The organism is Bradyrhizobium sp. 139 (assembly GCF_023074175.1).
In the GTDB taxonomy this organism is placed as follows: Bacteria; Pseudomonadota; Alphaproteobacteria; order Rhizobiales; family Xanthobacteraceae; genus Bradyrhizobium.
The window spans coordinates 53884-77272 of the sequence record NZ_JADPKS010000046.1 but is presented as its reverse complement, the minus strand read 5'-3'; the positions used below and the strand labels follow the sequence as shown (position 1 = coordinate 77272).

20 protein-coding genes and 1 tRNA gene are annotated in these 23389 nt (G+C 64.9%); 4 read left to right on the top strand and 17 right to left on the bottom strand.

Annotated elements, in window-relative coordinates; translation table 11 throughout:
* The first annotated feature begins 2 nt into the window (after positions 1 to 2).
* Complete coding sequence (locus tag IVA80_RS12150; RefSeq protein ID WP_247429628.1) at positions 3 to 176, top strand: hypothetical protein; 174 nt, start codon at positions 3 to 5, stop codon at positions 174 to 176.
* A 6-nt stretch (positions 177 to 182) separates the two neighbouring features.
* Here IVA80_RS12150 and IVA80_RS12145 read toward each other — a convergent pair whose 3' ends face one another.
* Complete coding sequence (locus IVA80_RS12145) at positions 183 to 1241, bottom strand: class I SAM-dependent methyltransferase (RefSeq protein ID WP_247429625.1); 1059 nt, start codon at positions 1239 to 1241, stop codon at positions 183 to 185.
* A 256-nt stretch (positions 1242 to 1497) separates the two neighbouring features.
* On the opposite strand from IVA80_RS12145, the gene IVA80_RS12140 reads away from it, so the two are divergent.
* Positions 1498 to 2100 (top strand): hypothetical protein, encoded by a 603-nt coding sequence (locus tag IVA80_RS12140; protein ID WP_247429623.1) that lies wholly within the window; start codon positions 1498 to 1500, stop codon positions 2098 to 2100.
* Here IVA80_RS12140 and IVA80_RS12135 read toward each other — a convergent pair.
* From IVA80_RS12135 to IVA80_RS12100, 8 genes are all read right to left on the bottom strand, one after another.
* Positions 2097 to 3344 carry a methyltransferase gene (locus IVA80_RS12135; RefSeq protein WP_247429621.1) on the bottom strand — a complete coding sequence of 416 codons (1248 nt, stop codon included), beginning with the start codon at positions 3342 to 3344 and terminating at the stop codon, positions 2097 to 2099. The two genes, IVA80_RS12140 and IVA80_RS12135, sit on opposite strands and share 4 nt — an antisense overlap.
* Positions 3337 to 4071 carry a TlyA family RNA methyltransferase gene (locus IVA80_RS12130; protein ID WP_247429619.1) on the bottom strand — a complete coding sequence of 245 codons (735 nt, stop codon included), beginning with the start codon at positions 4069 to 4071 and terminating at the stop codon, positions 3337 to 3339. Before IVA80_RS12130 ends, IVA80_RS12135 begins: the two co-directional genes overlap by 8 nt.
* A 27-nt stretch (positions 4072 to 4098) precedes the next feature.
* Positions 4099 to 4653 carry a nucleoside 2-deoxyribosyltransferase gene (locus IVA80_RS12125; RefSeq protein WP_247429616.1) on the bottom strand — a complete coding sequence of 185 codons (555 nt, stop codon included), beginning with the start codon at positions 4651 to 4653 and terminating at the stop codon, positions 4099 to 4101.
* A 38-nt stretch (positions 4654 to 4691) separates the two neighbouring features.
* The gene (gene dxs, locus IVA80_RS12120; RefSeq protein WP_247429613.1) at positions 4692 to 6620 is read right to left on the bottom strand and encodes a 1-deoxy-D-xylulose-5-phosphate synthase; all 1929 of its coding nucleotides are present in this window, start codon (positions 6618 to 6620) and stop codon (positions 4692 to 4694) included.
* 587 nt (positions 6621 to 7207) lie between these two features.
* Positions 7208 to 7459, bottom strand: a complete 252-nt coding sequence (locus tag IVA80_RS12115) for an exodeoxyribonuclease VII small subunit (RefSeq protein ID WP_027516568.1) — start codon at positions 7457 to 7459, stop codon at positions 7208 to 7210.
* 81 nt (positions 7460 to 7540) lie between these two features.
* Positions 7541 to 8470, bottom strand: a complete 930-nt coding sequence (locus IVA80_RS12110; RefSeq protein WP_247429611.1) for a histone deacetylase family protein — start codon at positions 8468 to 8470, stop codon at positions 7541 to 7543.
* Positions 8471 to 8604: 134 nt separating this feature from the next.
* Positions 8605 to 10263, bottom strand: coding sequence for a bifunctional metallophosphatase/5'-nucleotidase (locus tag IVA80_RS12105; protein ID WP_247429609.1), 1659 nt, complete (start codon positions 10261 to 10263; stop codon positions 8605 to 8607).
* 160 nt (positions 10264 to 10423) lie between these two features.
* A complete protein-coding gene (locus IVA80_RS12100; protein WP_247429607.1) occupies positions 10424 to 11179 on the bottom strand; it encodes an enoyl-CoA hydratase-related protein in 756 nt (251 codons plus the stop codon).
* Positions 11180 to 11485: 306 nt separating this feature from the next.
* On the opposite strand from IVA80_RS12100, the gene IVA80_RS12095 reads away from it, so the two are divergent.
* Entirely contained in the window at positions 11486 to 12721 is a 1236-nt protein-coding gene (locus IVA80_RS12095) for an MFS transporter (RefSeq protein ID WP_247429605.1), read from the top strand.
* A gap of 28 nt (positions 12722 to 12749) precedes the next feature.
* Here the strand turns inward: IVA80_RS12095 and IVA80_RS12090 are convergent, their stop codons facing one another.
* Positions 12750 to 14528 (bottom strand): acyl-CoA dehydrogenase, encoded by a 1779-nt coding sequence (locus IVA80_RS12090; protein ID WP_247429603.1) that lies wholly within the window; start codon positions 14526 to 14528, stop codon positions 12750 to 12752.
* A gap of 268 nt (positions 14529 to 14796) precedes the next feature.
* On the opposite strand from IVA80_RS12090, the gene IVA80_RS12085 reads away from it, so the two are divergent.
* A tRNA-Gln gene (locus tag IVA80_RS12085) sits at positions 14797 to 14871 on the top strand.
* Positions 14872 to 15408: 537 nt separating this feature from the next.
* Here IVA80_RS12085 and IVA80_RS12080 read toward each other — a convergent pair.
* From IVA80_RS12080 to IVA80_RS12050, 7 genes are read right to left on the bottom strand one after another with little or no spacing between them, the layout of a single operon-like run.
* Positions 15409 to 16983: an isochorismatase family protein gene (locus IVA80_RS12080; RefSeq protein WP_247429601.1), complete on the bottom strand. Its 1575-nt coding sequence runs from the start codon at positions 16981 to 16983 to the stop codon at positions 15409 to 15411.
* A gap of 21 nt (positions 16984 to 17004) precedes the next feature.
* Positions 17005 to 17853 (bottom strand): MBL fold metallo-hydrolase, encoded by an 849-nt coding sequence (locus IVA80_RS12075; protein ID WP_247429599.1) that lies wholly within the window; start codon positions 17851 to 17853, stop codon positions 17005 to 17007.
* A 28-nt stretch (positions 17854 to 17881) separates the two neighbouring features.
* Complete coding sequence (locus IVA80_RS12070) at positions 17882 to 18766, bottom strand: amidohydrolase family protein (RefSeq protein ID WP_247429597.1); 885 nt, start codon at positions 18764 to 18766, stop codon at positions 17882 to 17884.
* A complete protein-coding gene (locus tag IVA80_RS12065; RefSeq protein ID WP_247429595.1) occupies positions 18763 to 19884 on the bottom strand; it encodes a VWA domain-containing protein in 1122 nt (373 codons plus the stop codon). Before IVA80_RS12065 ends, IVA80_RS12070 begins: the two co-directional genes overlap by 4 nt.
* A complete protein-coding gene (locus IVA80_RS12060) occupies positions 19881 to 20762 on the bottom strand; it encodes a MoxR family ATPase (RefSeq protein WP_247429593.1) in 882 nt (293 codons plus the stop codon). Before IVA80_RS12060 ends, IVA80_RS12065 begins: the two co-directional genes overlap by 4 nt.
* Positions 20763 to 20771: 9 nt before the next feature.
* Positions 20772 to 21794: a molybdopterin cofactor-binding domain-containing protein gene (locus tag IVA80_RS12055; protein ID WP_247429591.1), complete on the bottom strand. Its 1023-nt coding sequence runs from the start codon at positions 21792 to 21794 to the stop codon at positions 20772 to 20774.
* A complete protein-coding gene (locus tag IVA80_RS12050; RefSeq protein ID WP_247429588.1) occupies positions 21795 to 23387 on the bottom strand; it encodes a molybdopterin cofactor-binding domain-containing protein in 1593 nt (530 codons plus the stop codon).
* Positions 23388 to 23389 lie beyond the last annotated feature (2 nt).

Here is a 23389-nt window from a genome sequence, read left to right as displayed (position 1 = left end):
CAATGAACAGCACAGCCGGCGCCAGGCCAAGATATCTCATCGACATCCTCCCATTCCGGCGGACTCGCGCCGCCATGTTCGATCGCCAGCTTACGTTGCGGCGCGAACCAGGCAAGGATGTCGGCGCCGGGCGCGGCTGCGGCATCGGCATGGCCGCATGCCTGCGCCCGGCGTGATGGAGATCAGACCCGTGCTTCCAGAATGAGGTTGAAGGGTGTTTCCGCGGCGCGCCGGAAGCGCGACAGGCCACCCTCGCTGGCGACTTTGCGCAGTCTTGCCTCACCGGCTTGCGCGCCCAGCGCGAGGCCCACTTCTTGATCGAGTGAGGCCGGCGTGCAGATCATGGTCGATGCTGCATAATAGACGCGCCCGACCGGGTTGAGGTTGTCTTCGAGGCGGTCGCCTGCGAACGGTTCGACCAGCATGCAGGTGCCGTCCTTCGCCATGGTTTCGCGCACGTGACTAATGGCGCCGACAGGATCGCCCATGTCGTGCAGGCAATCGAAGAAGCAGACGAGATCGTACCCTTCGGCCGGATAGGTCTTGGCCGAGTGAACGGCGAAGCTGACCCGGTCCCCCAGCTTCGCCTCAGTAGCCGCCTTTCGCGCGGCCTCGATCGAGCCCTCGTGATAATCAAACCCGTAGAAGCGGGAGTTCGGAAAAGCCTCCGCCATCAGTCGTGTCGAGACGCCGTGCCCGCAGCCGACATCGGCGACCTTGGCGCCGCGCTTCAGCTTGTCCACGACGCCATCGAGCGAGGGCAGCCACTCCTGCACCAGATGATGCATGTAGCCGGTGCGGAAGAAGCGGGCCGTGCCGCAGAACAGGCACTCGCTGCGCCGGTTCCAGCCCACCCCCTTGCCGCTCTTGAACGCGTCCGAAATCTTCGGCTCGTCGAGAAACGCCGACGCGATGACGTTGCCGAACGCGCCGAGGAAGACTGGGCTGTCCTCATCGGCGAGCGCCATCGCCTGCTCCGGCAGCATCGAGAATTTTCCCGAAGCGGAATCGTATTCGATGTAACCGGACGCCGCCTGACTCGACAGCCATTCGCGGACATAGCGCTCCGCCGTTCCGGTGGCGCTCGCAAGCTCGGATGAATTCATCGGTCCCTTGGCGGCGAGGGTACGGTAGAGACCGAGCTTGTCCCCGAGCAGGACCAGCGATGCATTCATCGCCGCGCCGAACTCGGTGACCATCTTGCCCATAAAGGCATTCAACCTGTCGGAATTGACCTCCATGACAGCCTCCATTGCTATATCGGGCATTTTCAAGCGTTTGCGCAGTTTTGCGCGTTGCCGGACTGCGCCAGGCCTTCCCGGTCAAGGTGACAGCTGAGCTTGCACGTCCTGTACGTGGGTCGATCCGGCGCCGGGGAGGTTCAACGTGTCAAGAAGACGTATTCCTGGAACTCGATGACGCGGTGCCCGGCGCCGCTCCGCTGGCATTCGTGATATCCGGAGGGTATAACTCATGAGGTTTTTGACGGTCACCTGAATGTCCAGCCTCATAGGTTCATACAGTCTCGCAACTCTCTTCGCGGTGCTTTGCCTGGGCGGGGCACCGGTTCATGCGCAAGTTGCGCCGATGAGGTATTGGGTGCCAGGTGGGTCTTTCGGCTTTGGCGGTAGTGTCGGCCAGAGCTCCGATACCTACGGCAACTTTCCAAGCTTCAATGCCGGCAGTGCCGACGGTCACTACGGTTTTCGTCCTGGTTTCTTTATGGGAAGCGAACGCGGCAACCTCGGTTTGAGCGGCTTCAGCCAGACCGCGCCGGCCAGCAATTCGAGTGCGCTCTCTTATGAGGGCACGCAGTTCGGATACAACACCAAGACCGCGGCCGGCATGCCCGTCACGTTCTTTGCCGGTTTCGACACGCTGAAATACGGCAACGGCATTGGCAGTTCGCTTGCCCCCCTCACCTCCGGCGCCACACCGGGCTATGGTGCGTTTGCCGGTATCGAGTTCAAGCCGATGTCCAACCTCAGCCTGTCGTTCGGCGCTGGTTTCACTCAGCAGCAATCAGGGCGCATGGACAGCGACATCAACTCGTCGCTGCTGCCCGGCGAGTCGCCCGCGTTAGGCGGGCTTCGGCGCTAGCGCGTGAACTTCGCCACCAGTTCCATATGCGGGGTGTGGCGGAACTGGTCGACCGGCACGACGCTCTCGATCTTGTAGCCACCGTCGATCAGTAGCCGCGCGTCGCGGGCGAAGGTGGCGGCGTTGCAGGACACCGCGATCACGACCGGCACCTTGCTCGCGGCGAGTTTCAACGCCTGCGCCTGCGCGCCCTGGCGCGGGGGATCGAACACCACGGCGTCGAAGTCGCGCAGCTCCGGCGGCACCAGCGGGCGGCGGAACAGGTCTCGCGGTTCGGCCTTGATCGGCTTCAGCCCTGGCGTGCGCGCAGCCTTCACAAGGGCGGCGATCGCGCCGGCGTCGCTGTCATAGGCGGTGACGCGCGCCTTCTCGGCGAGCCTCAACGCAAACGGCCCCACGCCGCAGAAGAGGTCGAGCACCTCCTTGGCCTTGCCGATGCGCTCGGCCACGAGAGACGCCAGCGTCTCTTCGCCCGCGACCGTTGCTTGCAGAAACGAGCCCGGCGGCAGCGTCACCTCGGCGCGGCCCATTCGTACCGTCGGCACCAGGCGTTGCAGCACCAGCTCGCCGTGCCGCGTCAGCCGCGCCAGGCGATGCTGCTCGGCGACGCGCGAGAGTGCCGTGACGAGCGGCGTCGGCAGCGGGCCGGAGCCGCGCACGTCGACATCGAGCCCGTTGGCGGTCGCGGTGACCTGGATGTCCAGCGGCTTCGTCACTGGCATCTTCGACGTCAAGGGTTCGGCGAGCGCCCAGGCGGCATCGAGCGCGCCGTCGAGTGCGGGATCGAGGATCGGGCAGCGATGGATCGGAATCACGTCGTGCGAACTTGCCGCCGAGAAGCCAACCTTGAGCACGTCATGCGTACCGAACCGGCCATGCAGCGTGACGCGGCGGCGGCCGGCGCCATGGGCATCCACCAGCGGCGCCATCTCGCAGTCGATGCCGGCCTGCGTCAGCGTCTCGACCACGATGCCGCGCTTCCAGGCATGGTACGGCGCGGGCGCCCAGTGCTGGATGGCGCAGCCGCCGCAGATGCCGAAATGCGGACAGAACGGCGCGATGCGTTCGGGGCTGGCGATATCGACCGCGAGCAGCTTGCGGCGGTCGGGGTGGTTGCCGGCGACATGGTCGACTTCGACGGTCTCGCCGCCAAGCGTGTAGGGCACATAGACGGCATCGCCCGCGGCGAGCGAGACGCCGTCGCCGCGATGACCGACGTGATCGATCCTCACGCGCTCAACCACGGCGCGCGCCCAGAAAGAATTCGATGTTGCCGTCGCCGCCCGTGATCGCCGAGGGGAACACCTCGATATCGGTACAGCCGAGCGAAGCGGCGAAAGCCGTGATGTCGTTGCAGATCTCCTGATGCACGGCGGCGTCGCGGATGATGCCCTTCTTGTTGTGCTTTCGCTCGGCCTCGAACTGCGGCTTGATCAGCGCCAGCAGGCTCATCGGCGCTGCTGCCAGCGACAGCGCCACGGGCAGCACCGTCTTGAGCGAGATGAAGCTGACGTCGATGACGACGACATCGGGCCGCGCCGGCAGCCGCTTCCCCTCATAACTGCGGATGTCGGTCTCCTCCATCGACACGATCTTGGGATGGTTGCGCAGCGAGGAATGCAACTGGCTGGTGCCGACATCGATCGCGAACACGAGGCTGGCACCGTTCGCCAGCAGCACCTCGGTGAAGCCGCCAGTGGAGGCGCCAACGTCGAGGCAGATATGATCCTCGATCTCGATTCTGTAGCGCTCCAGCGCGCCGGCAAGCTTGACGCCGCCACGGGAGACGTAAGGGTGCGCAGGCTCAGCCTGGATCACCGCGTCCTCGGCGATCGTCTCCGACGGTTTCGCGACCTGCTTGTCGTCGGCGGTGACGAGCCCGGCCTCGATCGCCGCGCGCGCCCGCGCCCGGCTCTCGAACAGGCCGCGCTCGACCAGCAACACATCCGCACGTTTGCGGGCAGGGGACATCGGCTCTCCGGAAGACGAGTGAAACGTCTATGTAGCGATCAATCGCGCGGCCGCCATCCTGACGCAAGCCTCGAACGCGGCCAGATCGTGCCAGACGTCAATCGGCATCTGCGCCGGCGTCACCAGCGGGCAGCCGTGCAGCTCCAGCGCATGGATCATCATGAGGTTGTCGACGAGGCCGAAATCCTCGACCGTCAGCCCCTGTGCATCGACCAGCCGTCCGTCCTCGGAGGTCACGTCCAGGAAGCGGCCGACGCGATCGGCATAGGCGGCGCCATCGTTGGAATAGGCCAGGCAAAACTTGCGGCGGCCGGCCATGTAGCCGAGCTCGTAGACGGTGCCGGGGTCGGCGCCGGCACCGCGGAACGGCGTAAGATTGGCGATGATGGCGTCGGCCTTCTCCATCATCGCCTCGTTGCCGCAAAAGATCTGCCGCGAGGCGTCGGGCGCGGTGAGGTCGATCTCGTTGTCGAGCGGATAGAGGCCGTTGAGCCCGTGCGCAGCGCAGATTGCGACCTTTTGCCGGCCGATCTCAACCGCATCCGGCAGGAACACGTCGGGGCCTGCCAGATAGATTTTCATGAAAGGCGCGCTGCTTCGCCGTAGGTCGAAGCTCGCCGTTAGGCGAGCTTGACCGTCTCGGCCTTGACGTCTTTGCCGAGCGCCTCGAACACCTTGGCGACGATGCCCTTGGCGTCGAGACCGGCGCGGCCGTACATCGCGGCCGGCGTGTCGTGGTCCTGGAACACGTCGGGCAGCACCATCGAGCGGAACCTGACCATGCCGGTGTCCAGCACGCCCTGGTCGGTCAGGAACTGCGCGACATGCGAGCCGAAGCCGCCGACCGCGCCTTCCTCGATCGTGATCAGGATCTCGTGGTCACGGGCGAGCTTGAGCACCAGCTCGGTGTCGAGCGGCTTCATGAAGCGCGCATCCGCGATCGTGGTCGAGAGACCGAGGGCTGCGAGCTCGTCCGCCGCCTTCTCGCATTCGGCCAAGCGTGTGCCGAACGAGAGCAGGGCGATCTTGCTGCCCTGGCGCATGACGCGGCCCTTGCCGATCTCGAGGGGAATGCCGATTTCGGGCATCTCGATGCCGCGGCCTTCGCCGCGCGGATAGCGCAGCGCGCTGGGGCGGTCGTTGATCGCGACCTGGGTTGCGACCATATGGACCATATCGGCTTCATCGGCCGCAGCCATGATTACCATGTTCGGCAGACAGCCGAGATAGGCGTTGTCGAACGAGCCGGCATGCGTCGCGCCATCGGCGCCGACGAGGCCGGCGCGGTCGATGGCGAAGCGCACGGGCAGGTTCTGGATCGCGACGTCATGCACGATCTGGTCGTAGCCGCGCTGGAGGAAGGTCGAGTAGATCGCGCAGAACGGCTTGTAGCCTTCGCTCGCAAGACCGGCGGCGAACGTCACCGCGTGCTGCTCGGCGATGCCGACATCGAAGGTGCGGTCCGGGAACGCCTTGTTGAAGATGTCGACGCCGGTGCCGGACGGCATCGCCGCGGTGATAGCGACGATCTTGTCATCCTTCTCGGCTTCCTTGACGAGGCTCTGGCCGAACACGTTCTGGTAGGCCGGCGCGTTCGGCTTGGCCTTGGCCTGGGTGCCGGTCGCGACGTCGAACTTGACGACGGCGTGGTACTTGTCGGCGGAGGCTTCCGCCGGGCCGTAGCCCTTGCCCTTCTGCGTCACGACGTGGACCAGGATCGGGCCGGTCTCCATGTCGCGGACGTTCTTCAGCACGGGCAGCAGATGGTCGAGATTATGGCCGTCGATGGGGCCGACGTAATAGAAGCCGAGTTCCTCGAACAGCGTGCCACCGTCCATCATGAAGCCGCGGGAATATTCTTCGACGCGGTTGGCGCGGTTGGCGATGATCTTGGGCAACCGCTGGTTGATCTGCTTGGCGGCCTCGCGCAGCGTGCGATAGGTCTTGCCGGAATAAAGCCGCGACAGATAGGCGCTCATGGCGCCGACCGGCGGGGCGATCGACATGTCGTTGTCGTTGAGGATGACGATCAGGCGCGAGTTCATCGCGCCGGCATTGTTCATGGCCTCGTAAGCCATGCCCGCCGACATCGCGCCGTCACCGATCACTGCAATAACGTTGTTCTTGCCGCCGGAGAGGTCGCGCGCCACCGCCATGCCGAGGCCGGCGGAGATCGAGGTCGAGGAATGCGCGGCGCCGAATGGATCGTAGTCGCTCTCGCTACGCTTGGTGAAGCCGGACAGGCCGCCGCCGGTGCGCAGCGTGCGGATGCGATCGCGCCGGCCGGTGAGGATCTTGTGCGGATAGGCTTGGTGGCCGACGTCCCAGATCAGCCGGTCGCGCGGCGTGTCGAAGACGTAGTGGATCGCGGTGGTGAGCTCGACAACGCCTAGGCCCGCGCCGAAGTGACCGCCGGTCACCGAGACAGCATCGATGGTCTCCTGCCGCAGCTCGTCGGCGACCTGGCGAACCTGCTCGATCTTGAGCTTGCGCAGGTCATCCGGCGTCCGGATGGTGTCGAGAAGCGGCGTTTTACTGTATGCGTTCACGGCGATTTCCAATTTGTCAGCGCCGGAAGATCGTTCCGGTGCGCGATGGGTTTGCACAATATCGGCGCAGCGCGAGTCCTTAAACCGTCGGAGCCACCTGCATGGGGCCGAGCCCCGTGTTCAAGCTTAGGTGAGCTTACGTGCGCCCCGGTTCAGTCTCTGTGATCCCTGTCACTTAGATCGGCTTCGTCCGTCCCAACCAATTTCACTAGCAGTTTGAAGCGCTTGCCGTCGGTAATTGATGCCCACGCAAGGCTTACAAAAAGCCACACTGCGCGCAGCTTTACACCAAAGCTTGGGCCAAAGCCAACCCGCAGGGCCAATTGCGGGCATGCGCGTGCAACTCGCGGGCCAGCTTGGTTAATCGTGGCGTCAGCGGAGGGGTTCCAGGCGTGCCCGGTTCCTCGGCAGCATTTTGGGCGGGAGGAAGGCCGTTTTTGGCGAGATTCGCGACGCCGAGAAGCCTCGGCCGGGGAACTCGTCGATCTTCGTACTTGGCCACCGAGCGCGTGAGCGCAAACAGCGGCGTGCGATCATGAAAAAACGCAGATGGTCGATGCTCGGGGCGTGCGGCTTTGAAGGGGACCCTACTGCACGTCGAGCGGTGCGGTGCCGGTGGCCTGTCCGCTGGCATCAGTGGTGATCTTGTCGACGCGCGCCTCGGCCTGACGCAACAATTCCTCGCAGCGGCGCTTCAGCGCCTCGCCGCGCTCGTAGATCGTCACGGATTCCTCGAGCGGCACCTTGCCGTCCTCGAGCCGCTTCACGATCGTTTCGAGCTCCTCGATGGCGCGTTCGAAGGTGAGCCTGGAGACGTCGATTTGGGTATTTTCGGCCATATAAGTTTCTAAGTTTCCGATTGCCCGACTCGCTTCTCGTGAGAAAAAGCATAGTTTTGCGGGCGTAATGTGGCGGGTGCGTCAAGCGCCCATGAGGGCGCCGACATGCGCCGTAACAGATTCTTTCAATCCTTGCAGATCATAGCCGCCCTCGAGCACCGAAACAATGCGGCCCTCCGCGGTCTTGTCGGCAAGGTCCATCAGCTTACGCGTGACCCAGGTGTAGTCCTCCGCGCGCAAATTCAGCGAGGCCAGCGGATCGCGGTAATGCGCATCGAATCCCGCGGAGACGATGAGAAGCTCGGGGCTGAATTTTTCCAGTTGCGGCAGGATCAGATTCTCGAACGCAGAGCGGAATTCGGGGCCGCCATCTTCCGAAGCGAGTGGCGCATTGACGATGGTGTCGTGGTCGCCGCGCTCGCCCTTCGCCCCGGTGCCCGGAAACAACGGCATCTGATGTGTCGAGCAGTACATCACGGTCGGATCGGACCAGAAGATGTCCTGTGTGCCGTTGCCGTGATGCACGTCGAAATCGACGATGGCCGCACGCTTGATGCCGTATTTGCGCTGCGCATGACGCGCGGCGATCGCGACATTGTCGAAGAAGCAGAAGCCCATTGGCTTGCCGATCTCGGCGTGGTGTCCGGGCGGGCGCACCGCGACGAAGGCGTTGCGATGCAGGCCATTCATCACCGCTTCGGTCGCAGCCACCGCGCCGCCGACGCCGCGCATCACCGCTTCCCACGTGCCGGGCGACATCGACGTGTCGCTGTCGACATAGACCTGACCGCTGGTCGGCGCGATGTGGCGCAGCTCGGTGACGTAATGCTCGTTGTGGCAGAGCGTGACGAGGTCGAGATCGCCTTCCGGTGCCTGGTCGCGCACCAGGAACTGGAAGCGCTCGTGCGACAGCGCTTCCTCCACCGCCCGCAGGCGGTCGGGCCTTTCAGGGTGTCCCGGGGGCGTGACGTGGTCGAGGCAGGCCTTGTGGGAGAGGAGAAGCGTGCTCATCAGGTCGGCCTCACAGGGAATGGGCTCTCGGCGTCGCTTGGCGCATCCAGAGCCAAAACGCAATGCAAAACGCAATCTATGCGCTCGGGCGGGAATGGCAAAGGGCGGTCCCGGACAAGTCCGTTTGATCCGGATCAATTCACGCGCAGGATACGGGTGGGCGGCAGCGGACCGATCGGTCCGTGCGCCCTGAAGAAGGCGAACAGCGCGTCCGCGTCGTAGCCGCCATATTGCGGCGCCGTACCTTCTTTGGCGGCCGTAAAACCGTCGCCGCCGACGGCGAGGTAATCGTTGACGGTGACGCGGTAGCCGCTTCCAGGTTCGATCGGCCTGCCGTTGAGCGCCATCTTCTCACCCATCACGCGCTCGCCGAACGGCTTCGCCGCGTTCCAGGTGTAGCTGAACCCGTTGGAGACCTGGAGAATCCGCGGCCGCTTCGGATCGAGCCATTGCTGCTCCAGCATGTCCTTGAGCTGGCTGCCTGTGAGCGTCATGGTGACGAGGCGGTTGCGGAACGGCTGACTCGCGAAAACATCGCCGAAAGATATGGCGCCGTTCTCCTTCGGGACGATGTCGGTGCGGATGCCGCCGGGATTGGTAAGCGCGATGACAGCGCTGCCATCCCTGGTATCCTTGGTCGCGGCGAGCTGCGCATCCGCAATGACGTCGCCGAGCGGGCTTTCGCCAGCCTCGTTCGGCACGCGCGACAGCGTCTGCGTCACCGATCCGGCCGGGCGATTGGCGATCGGCGCCGACAGCTTCTCATAGGCGTCGATCAGCGCAGTCTGTACGGGATCCTTCGTCAGCGAGGCATTGGCGACGATGACGTTCTCGCCGCTGGCGCTGACGATGTCGCGGGTTGCCGGATCGAGCTTGAGGTCGATCGCGGTGACCAGCGTGCCGTATTTGTCGCCGCTGGTAACGAGCCGGCCGTCGATATCGCAGACATAGGCGCGGTGGGTGTGGCCGCTGACGACGACGTCGACGGAGCGGTCGAATTTTTTGACGATGTCGACGATCGGCCCCGTAATGGCAGGGCAGGCATTGTAGTCGCCGGTCGGCTCGCCACCCTGGTGGATCAGCACCACGATCGCCTCGACGCCACGCGCCTTCAGCTGCGGCACCAGCGCATTCACCGTCTCGGCTTCGTCGCGGAATTCGAGCCCGGCGATGCCTGAGGGCGAGACGATGCCCGCGGTCTCTTTCAAGGTCAGCCCGATGAAGGCGACGGGGATGCCGTCGAACTCCCTGATCTCGTAGGGCGGCAGCACGCTTTTGCCCGTCGCGGTCTCGATGGTCGAAGCCGCGAGATAGTTGAATTTGGCGCCCGTGAAGGGATGCGGCCCCTGGCAGCCGTCGACCGGATGGCAGCCGCCGTTCTGCATCCGCAGGAGCTCGGTCTTGCCTTCGTCGAACTCGTGATTGCCGACCGAGGTGATCGCTAGTCCCATCATCGAGAGCGCCTCGACCGACGGCTCGTCGTGAAACATTGCCGACAGGAACGGGCTCGCGCCGATCAGGTCGCCGGCGGCGACGAAGATCGTATTCTTGTGCCCCTCGCGCAGCTGCTTCACCAGCGTCGCCATGTACTCCGCGCCGCCGGCCGCGACCGTCACCCTCTTGCTCTTGTCCTCGGGATCACCGATCCGGATGCCGCTCGGCGGCGGGCGCAGATTGCCGTGGAAATCGTTGATCGCGAGAATGCGCAGCTCGACCGGCGCGGCGGTCTGGGCCGAGGCGGGGAGGGCGGCGAGGGCAAGCGTGAGGGCGGTGAGGCGGAGAAGATGTCGCATGGAACAAGATTAATCGTTCCGCGCGAAGATTTCACGAAAGTTCTCGCTGTCCTCGTCATTCCGGGGTGCGCGAAGCGCGAGCCCGGAATCCATTCATCCACGAACTCTGCGGCTGATGGATTCCGGGCTCGCGACTTTGTCGCGTCCCGGAATGACAGCCTCACCGCTTCTTTCGGTTCGCAAACGCATTGAACGCGGCAATCGCTTCGTCCGACTGCAACCGCTCGCCGAACAGGTGGCCTTCCAGGTCGATGCGGCGGGTGAGTTCTTCCGGTGCGGCGCGCAGCAGCCTGCGCGAGGTTGCGACCGCCTCGGCGGGCAGCCGGCAGATCTCGCGCGCCACCTTGCGCGCCTCGACCTCGGTATGTCCCGGCGAGACCACCGTGTTGACGAAGCCGGCGGCATGCGCCTCTGCGGCTGTGAAAGTTCGGCCCATCACCAGCATCGCGAAGGCGCGCTGATAGCCCATCGTGTTCGGCATCAAGAGGCTGGCTGAGCCAACCGGAACGAGCCCGAGATGGATGTAGGGCGCGGAGAAGGTCGCAGCGTTCGAGGCGAGCACATAGTCGCAGTGGAATAGCATCACGGTGCCCATGCCGATCGAGGCGCCATCCACGGCCGCGATGACCGGCTTGACGTTGAGGGCGAGCGAATAGAGAAACTTCACGCCGTCCGACAGCGTCTCGGAATTCGACTCGGCCTGCATGAAGTCATCGATGTCGTCGCCGGCGGTAAATACGCCGGAGCCGCCGGTGATGATCATGCAGCGGATGTCGGGATTGTTCTGCGCGGTATCGATCGCGCGACCCATCTCGCGATACATGTCTTGCGTGATCGCGTTCTTCTTGCTCGGGCGGCGCAGGGTGATCACGCGCGTTCCGCGCTCTTCGGCGACGACGATATTGCCATTCGACATGTGAGCCCCCGCGGTCGCCGCGACGCTTGTCGTTGGCGAGTCTCGCAAGCGTCAGCCTACATCATCTTGCAGGCGTGCCAATCCTGCCGCTCGACCTTTTCGGGACCGGCCTTTCGAGGGCCCGGCACCGCCGCCACGGCTCTCTCCCATTCGGGAACCGCGCCCGTTGTGGATCATGCCGGTCGTATCGCTCCTCATGTGTAGTTGCGCATTGCAAGAAATAGCTACAAAGTTTCATTTGAAAAACCGTTGGTTGTAGTGCACGATCGCGCCTGATGCCGTTCCCTTTGGCCGATTGCTCGATCGATGATCGACGTAGCGGGCGTTGACGAATCCTCGCTGCATTATCGCGGCTGGCGCGTGGTGCTGGCCTGTTTCCTGATGGCCTTCTTCATGTTCGGCTTCGGCCTCTACGGCCAGGGCGTCTATCTCGCCGAGCTCCAGCGCGCCCATGGCTGGCCGGGCACGCTGGTCTCCGCGGCCAGCACCTTCTCGTTTCTCCTGACCTCCGTGCTTGTCATCTTCACCGACGATCTGCTCGCCCGCATCGGGCTGCGGTCGCTGATCCTGTGTGGCCTGTCGGCGCTCGGCGCTTCGACCGTGCTGCTGGCGTTGATGCAGACGCCCTGGCAGCTTTATCTCGCCTATGCGCTGATGTCGCTCGGCTGGACCGGCATGGGCACCGTGGTGATCGCCACCGTGCTGAACTCCTGGTTCGAACGCCGCCGCGGACTCGCGCTCAGCCTCGCTTTCAACGGCGCGACCTGCGGCGGCATCGTTCTCGTTCCACTGCTGCTGACGTTGAGCGCAAGCATCGGCTTCCGGTCCGCCATGCTGGCTGCCACGATGGCGATGGTGGTGCTGGTGTTACCGGTGGTCGTGATCTTCATCGGCTGGCCGACGCGGATCTCGCCTGCATCGGGCGACCGTTCGTCCGCCGGCATGGCCGCACCAGCCCATTCCCGCAAGACGCTGCTCGCCAACGCGGCGTTCTGGACCATGGTGCTGCCGATCGCGATCGCGCTTCTGGCGCAGATGGGATTCATCATTCACCAGGTGACGTTTCTCGAGCCGCTGATCGGCCGCGCCAGCGCCGGCCTTGCGGTCACCGTCATGGCGGCAATGGCGGTGGTCGGCCGCCTGTCGCTTGGCCTGTTCGTCGACCGGCTCGATCCGCGGCTTGCCTGCGCGGCGTCGATGACGAGTCAGGCTGCGGCTCTGTTCGTGCTTCTCCAAAGCACGAGCCCGACCGTGCTGTTCCTATGCTGCGCCGTCTACGGCTTCTCCATCGGCAACATGATCACGTTCCCGCCGTTGATCATCCAGCGCGAGATCGGTGCTGCCGCTTTCGCCGCCGCGATGGGATTGGGCACGTCGATCAGCGGCATCGTCAGCGCCTTCGGCCCCGGCATCGTCGGCCTCGTGCGCAGTTTCACCGGCAACTACACGACGGCCTTCGCGCTTTGCGTCGTGCTGGATCTCGTCGCGGCGGGCGTCGTCCTATGGCGGCCGGGAAGACGTGCGACGCTCGCAGCTCCGTAGCGATGTCGCAATGACGGCAGCGCTCCACTTACCCCAGCAGCACCGCATCCGCCGCCGCGACCGACTCCGCGCTTTCCGTCACGGTGCGCTCGAGCGCGCCGGCCTGCACCGTGATGTTCTCGGCGAAGAAGCGCGCGAGCGAGACGTAGCGCGCAGCGTCGGTGTTGCCGTCGGCTTTCGCGGCGAGCGCCTCGGAGGCCAGCATGCAGCCGCCGAGCGTCGCTCCGAACTGCTGCAAATACGGCGTCGCGCCTGCGAGGGCCTCGTTCGGTGCGGACGCAATGCGTTCAAGCAGCCATTTGCTGGTGCGCGTCAGCGCCTCCAGCGCTTCGCGCAGCTTTGTAGCTGTGGTGCCGAAAGCGGGATCGTTGGAGGCTTCGATCTGCTTCACGGTTGCCGAGAGCTCGTCGAGCAGCGTCCATACCGCAGCGCCGCCATTCGCCGCGAGCTTGCGCGTGACGAGATCGATCGCCTGGATGCCGTTGGTGCCTTCGTAGATCGCGGTGATGCGCGCATCGCGATAATGCTGCGCAGCACCGGTCTCTTCGATGAAGCCCATGCCGCCATGCACCTGCACGCCGAGATAGGCGACCTCGTTGCCGATTTCGGTGGAATAGCCCTTGGCCATCGGCGTCAGCAGCGCCGCGCGCGCGGCGGCGTCCGCGCGAACCTTCGGATCCCTCGCGCGCGTGGAGACGTCGATCGCGACCGCGGTCGCGTAGCAGATGGTGCGTGCGGCCGCGGTCTGCGCCCGCATCCGCATCAGCATGCGCTTGACGTCGGGATGCACGAAGATCGCGTCCGTGCCGTCGCTCTTGTTGCCGACGGCGCGGCCCTGCTTGCGCTCCTGCGCATAGGCCAGCGCCTGCTGATAGGCGCGGTCGGCAATGCCGACGCCTTCGAGGCCGACGCCGAGGCGGGCCTGATTCATCATCGTGAACATGCAGCGCATGCCCTGGTTCTCTTCACCGATCAAAAATCCGATCGCGCCGCCATGATCACCCATGGTCATGGTGCAGGTGGGCGACGCATGCATGCCGAGCTTGTGCTCGACGCCGCTCGCGAAGATGTCGTTGCGCGCGCCGAGCGAGCCGTCGCCACTGACCATGAACTTCGGCACGAGGAAGAGCGAGATCCCCTTGGTGCCGGCGGGCGCGTCCGGCAGGCGCGCCAGCACGAAATGCACGATGTTATCGGTCATGTCGTGCTCGCCATAAGTGATAAAGATCTTCGTCCCCTTGATGCGATAGGTGCCGTCGGCCTGCCGCTCGGCGCGGGTGCGTAGCGCGCCGACATCGGAGCCGGCCTGCGGCTCGGTGAGCTGCATCGTGCCGGTCCACTCGCCGGAGACGAGCTTTTCGAGATAGATTTTTTTCAGCTCGTCACTGCCATGGGCGTCCAGCGCCTCGATCGCCGAGGCCGTCAGCAGCGGGCAGAGCCCGAAGGCGACGTTGGAGGCGCTCCAGATCTCGGTGCAGGCCGCGTTGATCGCGAGCGGCAGGCCCTGGCCGCCAAAATCCTCGGGGCCGGAGACGGCGTTCCAGCCACCCTCGGTCCAGCGCTTGTAGGCGTCCGGCCAGCCTGGCGCCGTCGTGACCTTGCCGTCGCTAAGCTTGATGCCGTGCTCGTCGCCGACACGATTGAGCGGCGCCAGCACGTCGGTTGCGAACTTGCCGGCTTCCTCCAGCACGGCGCTCACGATGTCGCCGTCGAAATCGCCGTAATGGCCGGCCTCCACGGCAGCCTTCAGGCCGGCACCATGGTTGAGCGACAGCAGCATGTCAGAGATCGGCGCGCGGTAGGTCATGGCTCACTCCCGTGGACAAATATTGGCGCCGTATTCCCATGAAATGCCGGAGGTCTCAATGGGCGGGAGGCCAAGCCGGTGCCGGCCCGGAATGTGGCCGTCGCCGAGCGTAATAGCGAGCCCGCAATAGAGAGTGGCGCGCTCGACCCTGGCGCTGTGGTATTTTGCCTCTCCAGGCGGTTGAAATGCCGCCCTGGTCCCTATAGACCGGCTGCGACTGAGGGAATCCGCGGTAGCCGGTGCCTCCGCCCGTCCGTCAGTCGCCTGTTGGGGCGTAGCCAAGTGGTAAGGCAGCGGATTTTGATTCCGCCATTCGGAGGTTCGATCCCTCCCGCCCCAGCCAGTTGATATTGCTCAGCTAAACCGCTTTGTTCTGTTGTTCATTCCGAACCGTTTTCTGCTGCTCATTCTGAACGTCTGTCGCCATTTCGTTCGCCAGCCTGTGCGCGTGCCGCTTGCGGGTTGCTGCCATCCCGCGCGTTCCTGCCCGTCCGTCAACTCTGCCTCTTCCGGTTCGTGTTGCATCGTGCTGAAACCGAACGCTTCGCCTTACCTTCCTCGGGTTCGTACAGCATCATCGGGGTGCCGAGACGCTTCAACTGCGAAGAGGCGACTGACCACACGCGCAATTTGCGGCAGAGCACAACCAGCTTTTTTCCGTCCTGAGGCGCTCTCCGTCTTCGCTCGATGAACTTGTCATAGAGCTTGTCCGCGGCGCGTGGCGTGATCGCTTTGACGAGGCGGTGGCCGACACGATCCCCCTTTTTGGTGATCGTGTTGGCGCTATCGCCGCATCCAATCGTCGATCAACCATAGCTGTCTACGCCCTTCTGCCACACGAGGCAGAGGATAATCCTTCGTGCAGTAGCTTTGCCACTGCTCATCCCAGCGCTCTGACGACGACATCCGCCCGCGTGACGACCGCGACGTTCTGCATGGCGAAATCGATCGAGGCGTTGTGCCAGTCGGCGTTCATGGTCGAGCAACAATCTTCGGGAACGATCATGAAATAGCCCTTGTCGGCGCCGGTCCGTGCCGTGTGCTCGACCGACATGTTGGTCCATGCGCCGGTGTTGATGATCATGTCGCGCCCCGTCGCCTTCAGTATTGTCTCGAGCCGGGTGCCTTCCCAGGCGCTCATCCGCATCTTCTCGACGACGAAATCGCCAGGCCGCGGCTCGAGTCCGGGAACCGGTGCTGCGCCCCAGCCTCCGCGAACCATCGCCTTGCTGTCGACCAACCCCTCGAACAGCGGCGCGTTCAGAGTGACCCCGGGTGCGCCCGGCTCGACGACGAACCAGACATGGATGATGACAACGCCCCGGGCCCGCGCGGCCTCCGCGAGTCGGCGGACATTCTCGACCACATGCTGTTGCTTTGCGTGAACCGGCGCACCCGATTCGGCGAAGGCACCGCCGTCCATGATCACGTCGTTCTGGAGATCCTGTATGATCATGGCGCAGCGCTGCGGATCGAGCTGCATCTCGTCATCGGCGAGGAGGGGCGCTGCGGGCGAGGAGCTCGCAGTCGCGCCGCCACCACTGCGCCGGCCGCTCATATAGGGCTCATGTCGCGGGCCGACCTTGGTCGGAATCGCATATACCGAACGCGTCGAGGTCAGGTACAGCGTACGGAAATCGGGGCCGCCCCATGCGAGATTAGCGACGAGCTCCGGTACGCGCACCTTACCGAGCAGCTCGCCGCGGGGCGAATAGACCCAGACGCCGCTAGGCGCGGTGACCCATACATTCCCATACTGGTCGCACTTCATGCCGTCGGGCAGGCCGGGCTCGAGCTCGGAGCGGATGCCACTGGCGAACGCACGCGCATCGGATAGCGAGCCGTCGCCATTGACGTCGAACACGCGGATCAGCGCCTGCACGGTGTCGTTAACATAAAGCAGTTTCTCGTCCGGCGAGAAGCACAGCCCGTTCGGTTGATCGAACATGTTGCGGTCGACCACGAGCCTTGGCTCGCCGCCGGGAACGACGCGGTAGACGCCCTGGAAGCCGAGCTGCCGCGGTCGTTCGACGCCATAAACCGGCATGCGGCCATACCAGGGATCCGAGAAATAGATCGCGCCGGAGGAGTGCACGCAGACGTCGTTGGGGCTGTTGAGCTCCTGGCCCTGGAAGTGAGAAGCTAGCACCTCGCGCCGGCCGTCCGGCCGCTCGCGGACCAGCGATGATGTGGCGTGCTCGCAGACGATCAGGTTGAGCTCGGCGTCATAGGTCATGCCGTTGCATTTGTTCGACGGGCGTTTGATCTCGACGATGCCGCGCCGCGCATCCCAGCGCCGGCGCACGTCGCCCGGCATGTCCGAGAACAGGAGATAGTGATCGACCGGATGCCAGATCGGGCCTTCCGTGAAGTCGAAGCCGGTGCCGACCTGCGCGACCGGCGCGTAGGGGTCGATCAGGGCCTCGAATTCGGAGCGCAAGGTCACGTGCGTCATCGGTCGATCCTCGGGAAAGCGTCAGACGGGAAACCAGTTGCGCTGTGGCAGGGACTGCACGATCGGGCCGGGGACCTGATCGTGCAGCCGTCCCACGACATTGCCGCCTTCGATCTTGGCGGGGCGGTCATGCACGGGCAGCAGGTAACGCGAATTGCTCAAGAGCTTCTTGATGGCCGCTTTTTCCGCGCGCTTGGTGGTGCCGTGATTGCCGGTCGTCCGCGGCTCCCAGTCATGAATTTCATTGAAAGGCGTCACGATCTGGTCGTTGAAATCGTAAATCACGTCGCCGCAGATGGTCGCGATGCCATCGGCGGTCTCGACGACGATGTTCATCGAGCCTTCGGTGTGGGCATTCGCGGCGCCGCAATAGACACCGGGCATCAGCTCGATCGGGCCGGTGATCTCGAGGTCGAGGAAACGCAGCGCGCTCTTCGTGTGCAGGCGATCGATCAGATGCTTGATGTCGGGTGCCGGATATTGCGGGTGCATCAGGCCGGAAACGGAATATTCGAGCTCCTTGCGATTGAGGACGACGGTCGTGTTCATCGGGAACAGATCGTCCTTGCCGGCATGGTCGATGTGCAGATGGGTATGACAGACGAAGCGCACGTCGCCCATGCGCACGCCGTGGCGCGCGAGCTGGTTCTCGATCATGTGCTCATGGTATTGCAGCCCGCGCATGCCCAGCGTCTCCATGATCTGGTTCGAACGGTAGCCGGTGTCGACCACGACCGGGTAGGGGCCGCCGAGGATCAGGAAGCCGAGGGTCAGGACGCGGCGGGTGCGGCCGCAGTCGCGGCCGAGAACCAGAAAGCTCGACTCCAGTTCGATATCGCCATAGTCCAGGATCTTGATCTCCAGCGCCATCCGTTCCTCCCTGTCCGGTTCCTGTCTGTCAAAGCCGATAGACGCGCGTCGCGGTTGCCCTGAAGATCGCGTCCTGCTGCTCGGTCGTCAGCGGCGCGGCGGCTGCGCGAAACGCGTCGACGAGCTCGCGATAGCTGGTCCACAACTTCTCGATCGGAAAATTGGAGCCGAACAGGCAGCGCTCGGCGCCGAAGATCGTGACGGTATCAGCGAGCACGGCCGCGATATGCTCGGGATCGTTGCGATGGATGAAGGTGCCGAGCCCCGAAAGCTTCGAGACCACGTTCGGACATGCCGCGAGCCGGGCCATGCCGGCGCGCCAGGCGGCGCGCCCTGCAGGCGAGAGATCCTCCAGCATGCCGGCGTGCTGGAGGATGAAGGTCACCTTGGGACAGGATTCCGCCAGCTGTGCGGCGTGTGGCATCTGCGGCGTGAACACTTGCAAGTCGAAGGTCCAGCCGTAGTCGGCGAGACGGGCGACGTTGCTGCGGATGGCGCGATCGGCGCAAAGATCCGCCCGCGCGGCGAAGCGGTAGAGCGGGTTCTCGTGCCAATGCAGCTGCATGCGTACGCCGCGGACGAGAGAACACCGTTTCAGTCGATCGAGCTGCGGGCGCACGTCGTCTACGGCGATGTCGGCGTAGGCGACGATGGCGTGCGGCCAGCCGTGCGCATCGGCGGTCTGCTGCACCCAGGCTGCCTCGTCCTCGAAGCGGTCGTTGGCCCAGTTGGTCTGGACGTAGACCGAGCGGGTGACGCCGTTGCCCTTGAGGTCGTCGAGATACTCTTCAATCGGATAATCGCGCCGGATCGGCTCGTACGGTCCGAAGATGCGCGGCTGCATGGGGCCGGTCAGCCAGGGCAGGTCGGCCTGCCGCCAGATGTGATGATGCCCGTCGACAATCTCGATCAAGCGGCTCTCCTCCGTGCCAATGTCAGCACATGTGCGGCGATCGACGCGCTAGATCCGCCGTCCATGAGTTCGTTGACGAACGGCTCGATGGCAACGAGCGCCTCGGTCTGCGGGCGGAAGCCCGGACCCGTGGCGAGCGGTGTCAGCCAGCTGACGCGCCAGGCGCGACGCGATAATTTTGCCACGGCATCGCGCAATGCATCGCAATTGCCCCGCTCCAGACCGTCCGAGACGATGACGATGGCCGCTCCGCGCGCATAGCCGCCGAACCGCGGCACCGCGAGAAACGCCTGCAGTGCGTCGCCGATGCGGGTGCCGCCGTCCCAGTCGCTGACGAGATGTGCGGCCGCGTCCAGGGCCTGCTCGCGCCGCTTCAGCCGCAGCGCGCGGGTGACGCGGGTGAGCCGCGTGCCGAAAGTAAAAACCTCGACATGGGGCGCGGCCTGCACCAGCACATGCGCGAGTTTCATATTCTCCTCGGTGCGGCTTTTCATCGAGCCGGAGACGTCGATTAACAGCAGGATCTTTCGCGAGCGCTGCCTGCGCTTCATATGCCCGAGCCGCAAAATCTCGCCGTCGCTGCGGATGCTGTCGCGCAAGGTACGGCGCAGATCGGCAAACGGTCCGCGGCGGGCGCGCATGCGCCGGTGGCCGCGCCGGCGCGGCAGGCGCCTAGGGGCCTCGCGCGCCAAGCGGCGAAGCGCGTCGGTCGTGGAGAGTGGGGCGAAGCGGCGTTCGACCAGTGCCTCCATGCGCGTCGCGGTGAGGCCGGAGTCGTTGGCGTCATCGGACAGCAGCGGCTCCTCGTCGCCGCGGCCTTCTTCCTGGAGCCGGACGGTCTCATCGTCTTCGCCGCCGTCGGTATGCTCGATGGCATCGCTGCCACGAAAGTGCAGATCGAACAGCCGGTCGAAGGTTGCACGACGTTCGGGGGGCGGAGCAAGAGTTGCCAGCGCCGCTTGCCTGATGTCGCCGAGGTTGCGCGGGCCGAGCAGCTTGATTGCTGCGAGATACGCGGTGGTCTGCTCCGGCGCGACCGCAAAGCCGTTGGCGCGCAGCAGCGCGACGAAGGAGACGAAGATACGGACGGCGCGCGGGAGCTCTGATTCGCTGCTCATGCGGTGGCCTCCGCGAGCAGGGCGTCTAGCCGGGGCGAGATGAAGTGAAGATCCTCCTCGTCCTTCAGCGCCACGCCGATCGAGCGCTTGAACGCGTCCGGCCAGCGCGCGCCGCCCTGGTGCAGCAGCGTTGCCGCCTCGGCCCAATCGACCGCCTCCGCGATGCCCGGCACCTTGGTCAGCGGCTCTCGCCGCAGCTTGCCCACGGCCGCGACGACGGCCCGCGCGGTCGCCTCCGCAACGCTGGAGGACCGCAGCATTACGATGCGTGCCTCGCGCTCTTCTGTGGGATAGTCGATCCAGTGGTACACGCAGCGCCGGCGCAAAGCCTCATGCAGGTCGCGCGTGCGGTTCGAGGTGAGCACAGCCACGGGGCGTTCCAGCGCGCGCACCGTGCCACGCTCGGGGATGGAGATTTGGAAGTCGGAAAGGAATTCGAGCAGGAAGGCCTCGAATTCCTGGTCGGAACGGTCGATCTCATCGATCAGCAGCACGGTGGAGTCGGGCGCGCGCAGTGCGGCCAGCATCGGGCGCTCGATCAGAAAGGTCTCACCATAGATGTCGATGCTCTCGTCGCCGGCTTGGCGAATCGCAAGCATCTGACGCGGATAGTTCCATTCGTAGAGCGCGGCGGAGGCGTCGATGCCTTCGTAGCATTGCAGGCGGATCAGCCGTCGGCCGAGCACGGCGGCAATTGCCTTCGCGGCCTCGGTCTTGCCGACGCCGGGCGCGCCTTCGAGGAGCAGCGGCTTGCCGAGGGCTAGCCCAAGATAGGCTGCGGTCGCCAGTCCCTCATCGGCGAGGTAGTAGGCCGCGCGCAGCGCCTTCTCCAGTGCTTCCGGGCTATCGATGCCGACGATGTTGCTCCGTATCGCCATCCGAATTCCTCAGCGCCGCGCCTGCGGCCGCGCGCCGCCCTGGGCCTTGATCGCGCGCAGCACCTTTTCGGGTGTGATTGGCAAATCATCGATCCGCACCCCGACGGCGTTGAAGATCGCGTTCGCAACGGCCGGCAGCACCGGATTGGCACACATCTCGCCTGGGCCCTTGGCGCCGAAGGGACCATCGGGCGCGGGGCGTTCCAGTACGGCGATGTCGTGCGGGCAGATGTCGCCGGGGCCCGGCATCAGATATTCGACGAAGTCGCGGGGCCCGTGAACGGGAGCGGGATAGTACGGCTCAGGCGTTTCATACAGCGCGTGGCTGACGCCCATCCAGGCGCCGCCGACCAGCTGCTGCTCGACCAGGCGCGGATTAAGCGCGCGGCCGAGTTCGTAGGCTGAGTCCATCCGCACCATCGCGACCTCGCCGGTCTCGTCATCCACCTCCACCTCGGCCACGAGGCAGGCATGAGCATAGCAGGTCGCGGGCGACATCTCGCCGGTTTCAGGATCGACATTCGACAGCGGCACCAGGAAGATGCCGCGGCCCGAGATCGTCTTGCCCTGCTTGAACTGCGCGGCAATCGCGACATCCTTGGTCGAGATCGAGCGGTGCGGCGCGCCCTTGACGTGGATGTTGCCTTGCCCGTCGGTATCGAGATCGGCGGCGTTGACCTCGAGTTCCTCGGCGGCTGCCTCCATCATCACGCCGCGCGCCTCGTGCGCTGCGGCCATCACGGCATTGCCGACGCGATGGGTGCCGCGCGAGGCGAACGAGCCCATGCAATGCGGCCCGGTGTCGGAATCGGCGGTGTCGACATAGACGTCCTCGACCGGTACGCCCAGCGTCTCCGCGCAGATCTGCCGCGTCACCGATTTCATGCCCTGGCCGAGGTCGATCGACGACAGCGCCACCGTGAACTTTCCGCTCGGGTTGGAATGGACCAGCGCTTGGCTCGGATCTCCGCCGAGGTTCATGCCGATGGGATAGTTGATCGATGCGATGCCGCGTCCGCGATGCCGAGTCATCTAGCGCCTCCTGGTGCCGAAGACGGAGGAGAAACGGGTTGCGCCGTGCGAGGGCGCCGTGGGCCGCGGTGAGGGCGGCGGCGAAGCCGGCGGTGGCGGCTCACGCGGCGGTTCACGGGCCACGGTGGGCGGGAGCCGGTCATAGCTCGACCGCTGTTGGACCGGAGCGGTCGGCCGGCTGCGCGAATCCGTCGGCGTTGGCGGGATGACGGCGCGGCTGCCGCCGCCGTCCTTGCGCGAGGACGCGCGCTTGAACTCCTCGCGGAGCGGCCATTTGGCCTTTTCGGCCGCGACCTGGACGCATTCGATCAGCGCCGTGTTCTTGGCCTCGCGCCGATGCGCCTTCATGTCGCCGTCGCGATAGGCGTTGAGAATCCGGAACTCCATCGGGTCCATGCCAACGAGGTTTGCCAGCTTGTCCATCTGGCACTCGATCGCAAAGTCCATCGCCGTGACGCCGAAGCCGCGCATCGCGGTCGCCGGTGTGCGGTTGGTGAAGACGCAATAGACGTCGCCATAGACGTTGGGGATGGTATAGGGCCCCGGCAGATGCGCGGCGCATTTCACGGCGGCGTAGCTCGAGAGCCGCGTATAGGCGCCGCTGTCGAAATAGGCCCGGATCTTTCGCGCGACGACGCGGCCATCGCGCATCACGCCGTCCTTGATGTAGATGCGCTCGGCGCCGCGCGGTGGGCCATATTGCATCTCTTCCTCGCGTCCGAACACGTAACGGACTGCGCGGCCGGTCAGCATCGCGCCGAGGATGCAGAGCGGCTCGGTCAGGGTGTCGACCTTGCCGCCAAAGCCTCCGCCAACGGTGCCGCCGATGAAATGGAACGTGTTGGAGGGGACATCCAGGATCTTGGCGCAGGTGTCGACCGAGAAGAACAGCGCCTGCGTCGAGGTGTAGACGACGTAGCGGCCGTTGGTGTCGGGGGCCGCGACCGCGCCGTTGGTCTCGGTCGGCGCGTGCTCGATCGGCGACATCTGGTAGCGCTGCTCGAGCACGTGGTCGGCCGTCGCGAGCGCCGCGTCGGCATCGCCGAAGCGCAGCTTCTGGTGATCGTAGACATCGTGATAGGTGAAGGTGTTCTTCGGATAGGTCTCGTTGACCACGGGCGCGCCGGGCTTCAGCGCCTCCTCGACGTCGAACACGGTCGGCAGCGGCTCATAGTCGACCCTGACCTTTGCGATCGCCTCGAACGCCTCGCGCTCGCTGTCGGCGACGATGGCGACGATCGGCTCGCCCTTGTAGCGGACCTTGTCGACCGCCAGCGACGGCTCGTCGTCCTTGCCGAAATTGATCAGGCTCAGCAGCGTGTTGAGGTTGCGCGGCACGTCGGCGCCGCGAATGATCCGGCGCACGCCAGCCGAGCGTTCTGCCTCGGTGGTGTCGATCCGGCGAATCTTGGCATGCGCGTGCGTCGAGCGAACGACCTTCAAATGCAGCATGCCTTGTAGTTTGTGATCGTTGAAGTAGCTCGACGCGCCCGTGACATGGCCGAGCATGTCCTGGCGCTGTGTGCCCTTGCCGATCTCCTTTAGGTTATCGTCGCGTTCGTCGGCAAAAATGTCCTTGCGCAGTTCCAGCATGA

What these genes read in the sequence shown, in the direction of transcription:
- IVA80_RS12150 (WP_247429628.1), top strand. Translation starts at nt 3, where the DNA reads ATGAACAGCACAGCCGGCGCCAGGCCAAGATATCTCATCGACATCCTC.
- IVA80_RS12145 (WP_247429625.1), bottom strand. Translation starts at nt 1,241, where the DNA reads ATGGAGGTCAATTCCGACAGGTTGAATGCCTTTATGGGCAAGATGGTC.
- IVA80_RS12140 (WP_247429623.1), top strand. Translation starts at nt 1,498, where the DNA reads ATGTCCAGCCTCATAGGTTCATACAGTCTCGCAACTCTCTTCGCGGTG.
- IVA80_RS12130 (WP_247429619.1), bottom strand. Translation starts at nt 4,071, where the DNA reads ATGTCCCCTGCCCGCAAACGTGCGGATGTGTTGCTGGTCGAGCGCGGC.
- IVA80_RS12125 (WP_247429616.1), bottom strand. Translation starts at nt 4,653, where the DNA reads ATGAAAATCTATCTGGCAGGCCCCGACGTGTTCCTGCCGGATGCGGTT.
- IVA80_RS12115 (WP_027516568.1), bottom strand. Translation starts at nt 7,459, where the DNA reads ATGGCCGAAAATACCCAAATCGACGTCTCCAGGCTCACCTTCGAACGC.
- IVA80_RS12110 (WP_247429611.1), bottom strand. Translation starts at nt 8,470, where the DNA reads ATGAGCACGCTTCTCCTCTCCCACAAGGCCTGCCTCGACCACGTCACG.
- IVA80_RS12105 (WP_247429609.1), bottom strand. Translation starts at nt 10,263, where the DNA reads ATGCGACATCTTCTCCGCCTCACCGCCCTCACGCTTGCCCTCGCCGCC.
- IVA80_RS12100 (WP_247429607.1), bottom strand. Translation starts at nt 11,179, where the DNA reads ATGTCGAATGGCAATATCGTCGTCGCCGAAGAGCGCGGAACGCGCGTG.
- IVA80_RS12095 (WP_247429605.1), top strand. Translation starts at nt 11,486, where the DNA reads ATGATCGACGTAGCGGGCGTTGACGAATCCTCGCTGCATTATCGCGGC.
- IVA80_RS12090 (WP_247429603.1), bottom strand. Translation starts at nt 14,528, where the DNA reads ATGACCTACCGCGCGCCGATCTCTGACATGCTGCTGTCGCTCAACCAT.
- IVA80_RS12080 (WP_247429601.1), bottom strand. Translation starts at nt 16,983, where the DNA reads ATGACGCACGTGACCTTGCGCTCCGAATTCGAGGCCCTGATCGACCCC.
- IVA80_RS12075 (WP_247429599.1), bottom strand. Translation starts at nt 17,853, where the DNA reads ATGGCGCTGGAGATCAAGATCCTGGACTATGGCGATATCGAACTGGAG.
- IVA80_RS12065 (WP_247429595.1), bottom strand. Translation starts at nt 19,884, where the DNA reads ATGAGCAGCGAATCAGAGCTCCCGCGCGCCGTCCGTATCTTCGTCTCC.
- IVA80_RS12060 (WP_247429593.1), bottom strand. Translation starts at nt 20,762, where the DNA reads ATGGCGATACGGAGCAACATCGTCGGCATCGATAGCCCGGAAGCACTG.
- IVA80_RS12055 (WP_247429591.1), bottom strand. Translation starts at nt 21,794, where the DNA reads ATGACTCGGCATCGCGGACGCGGCATCGCATCGATCAACTATCCCATC.
- IVA80_RS12050 (WP_247429588.1), bottom strand. Translation starts at nt 23,387, where the DNA reads ATGCTGGAACTGCGCAAGGACATTTTTGCCGACGAACGCGACGATAAC.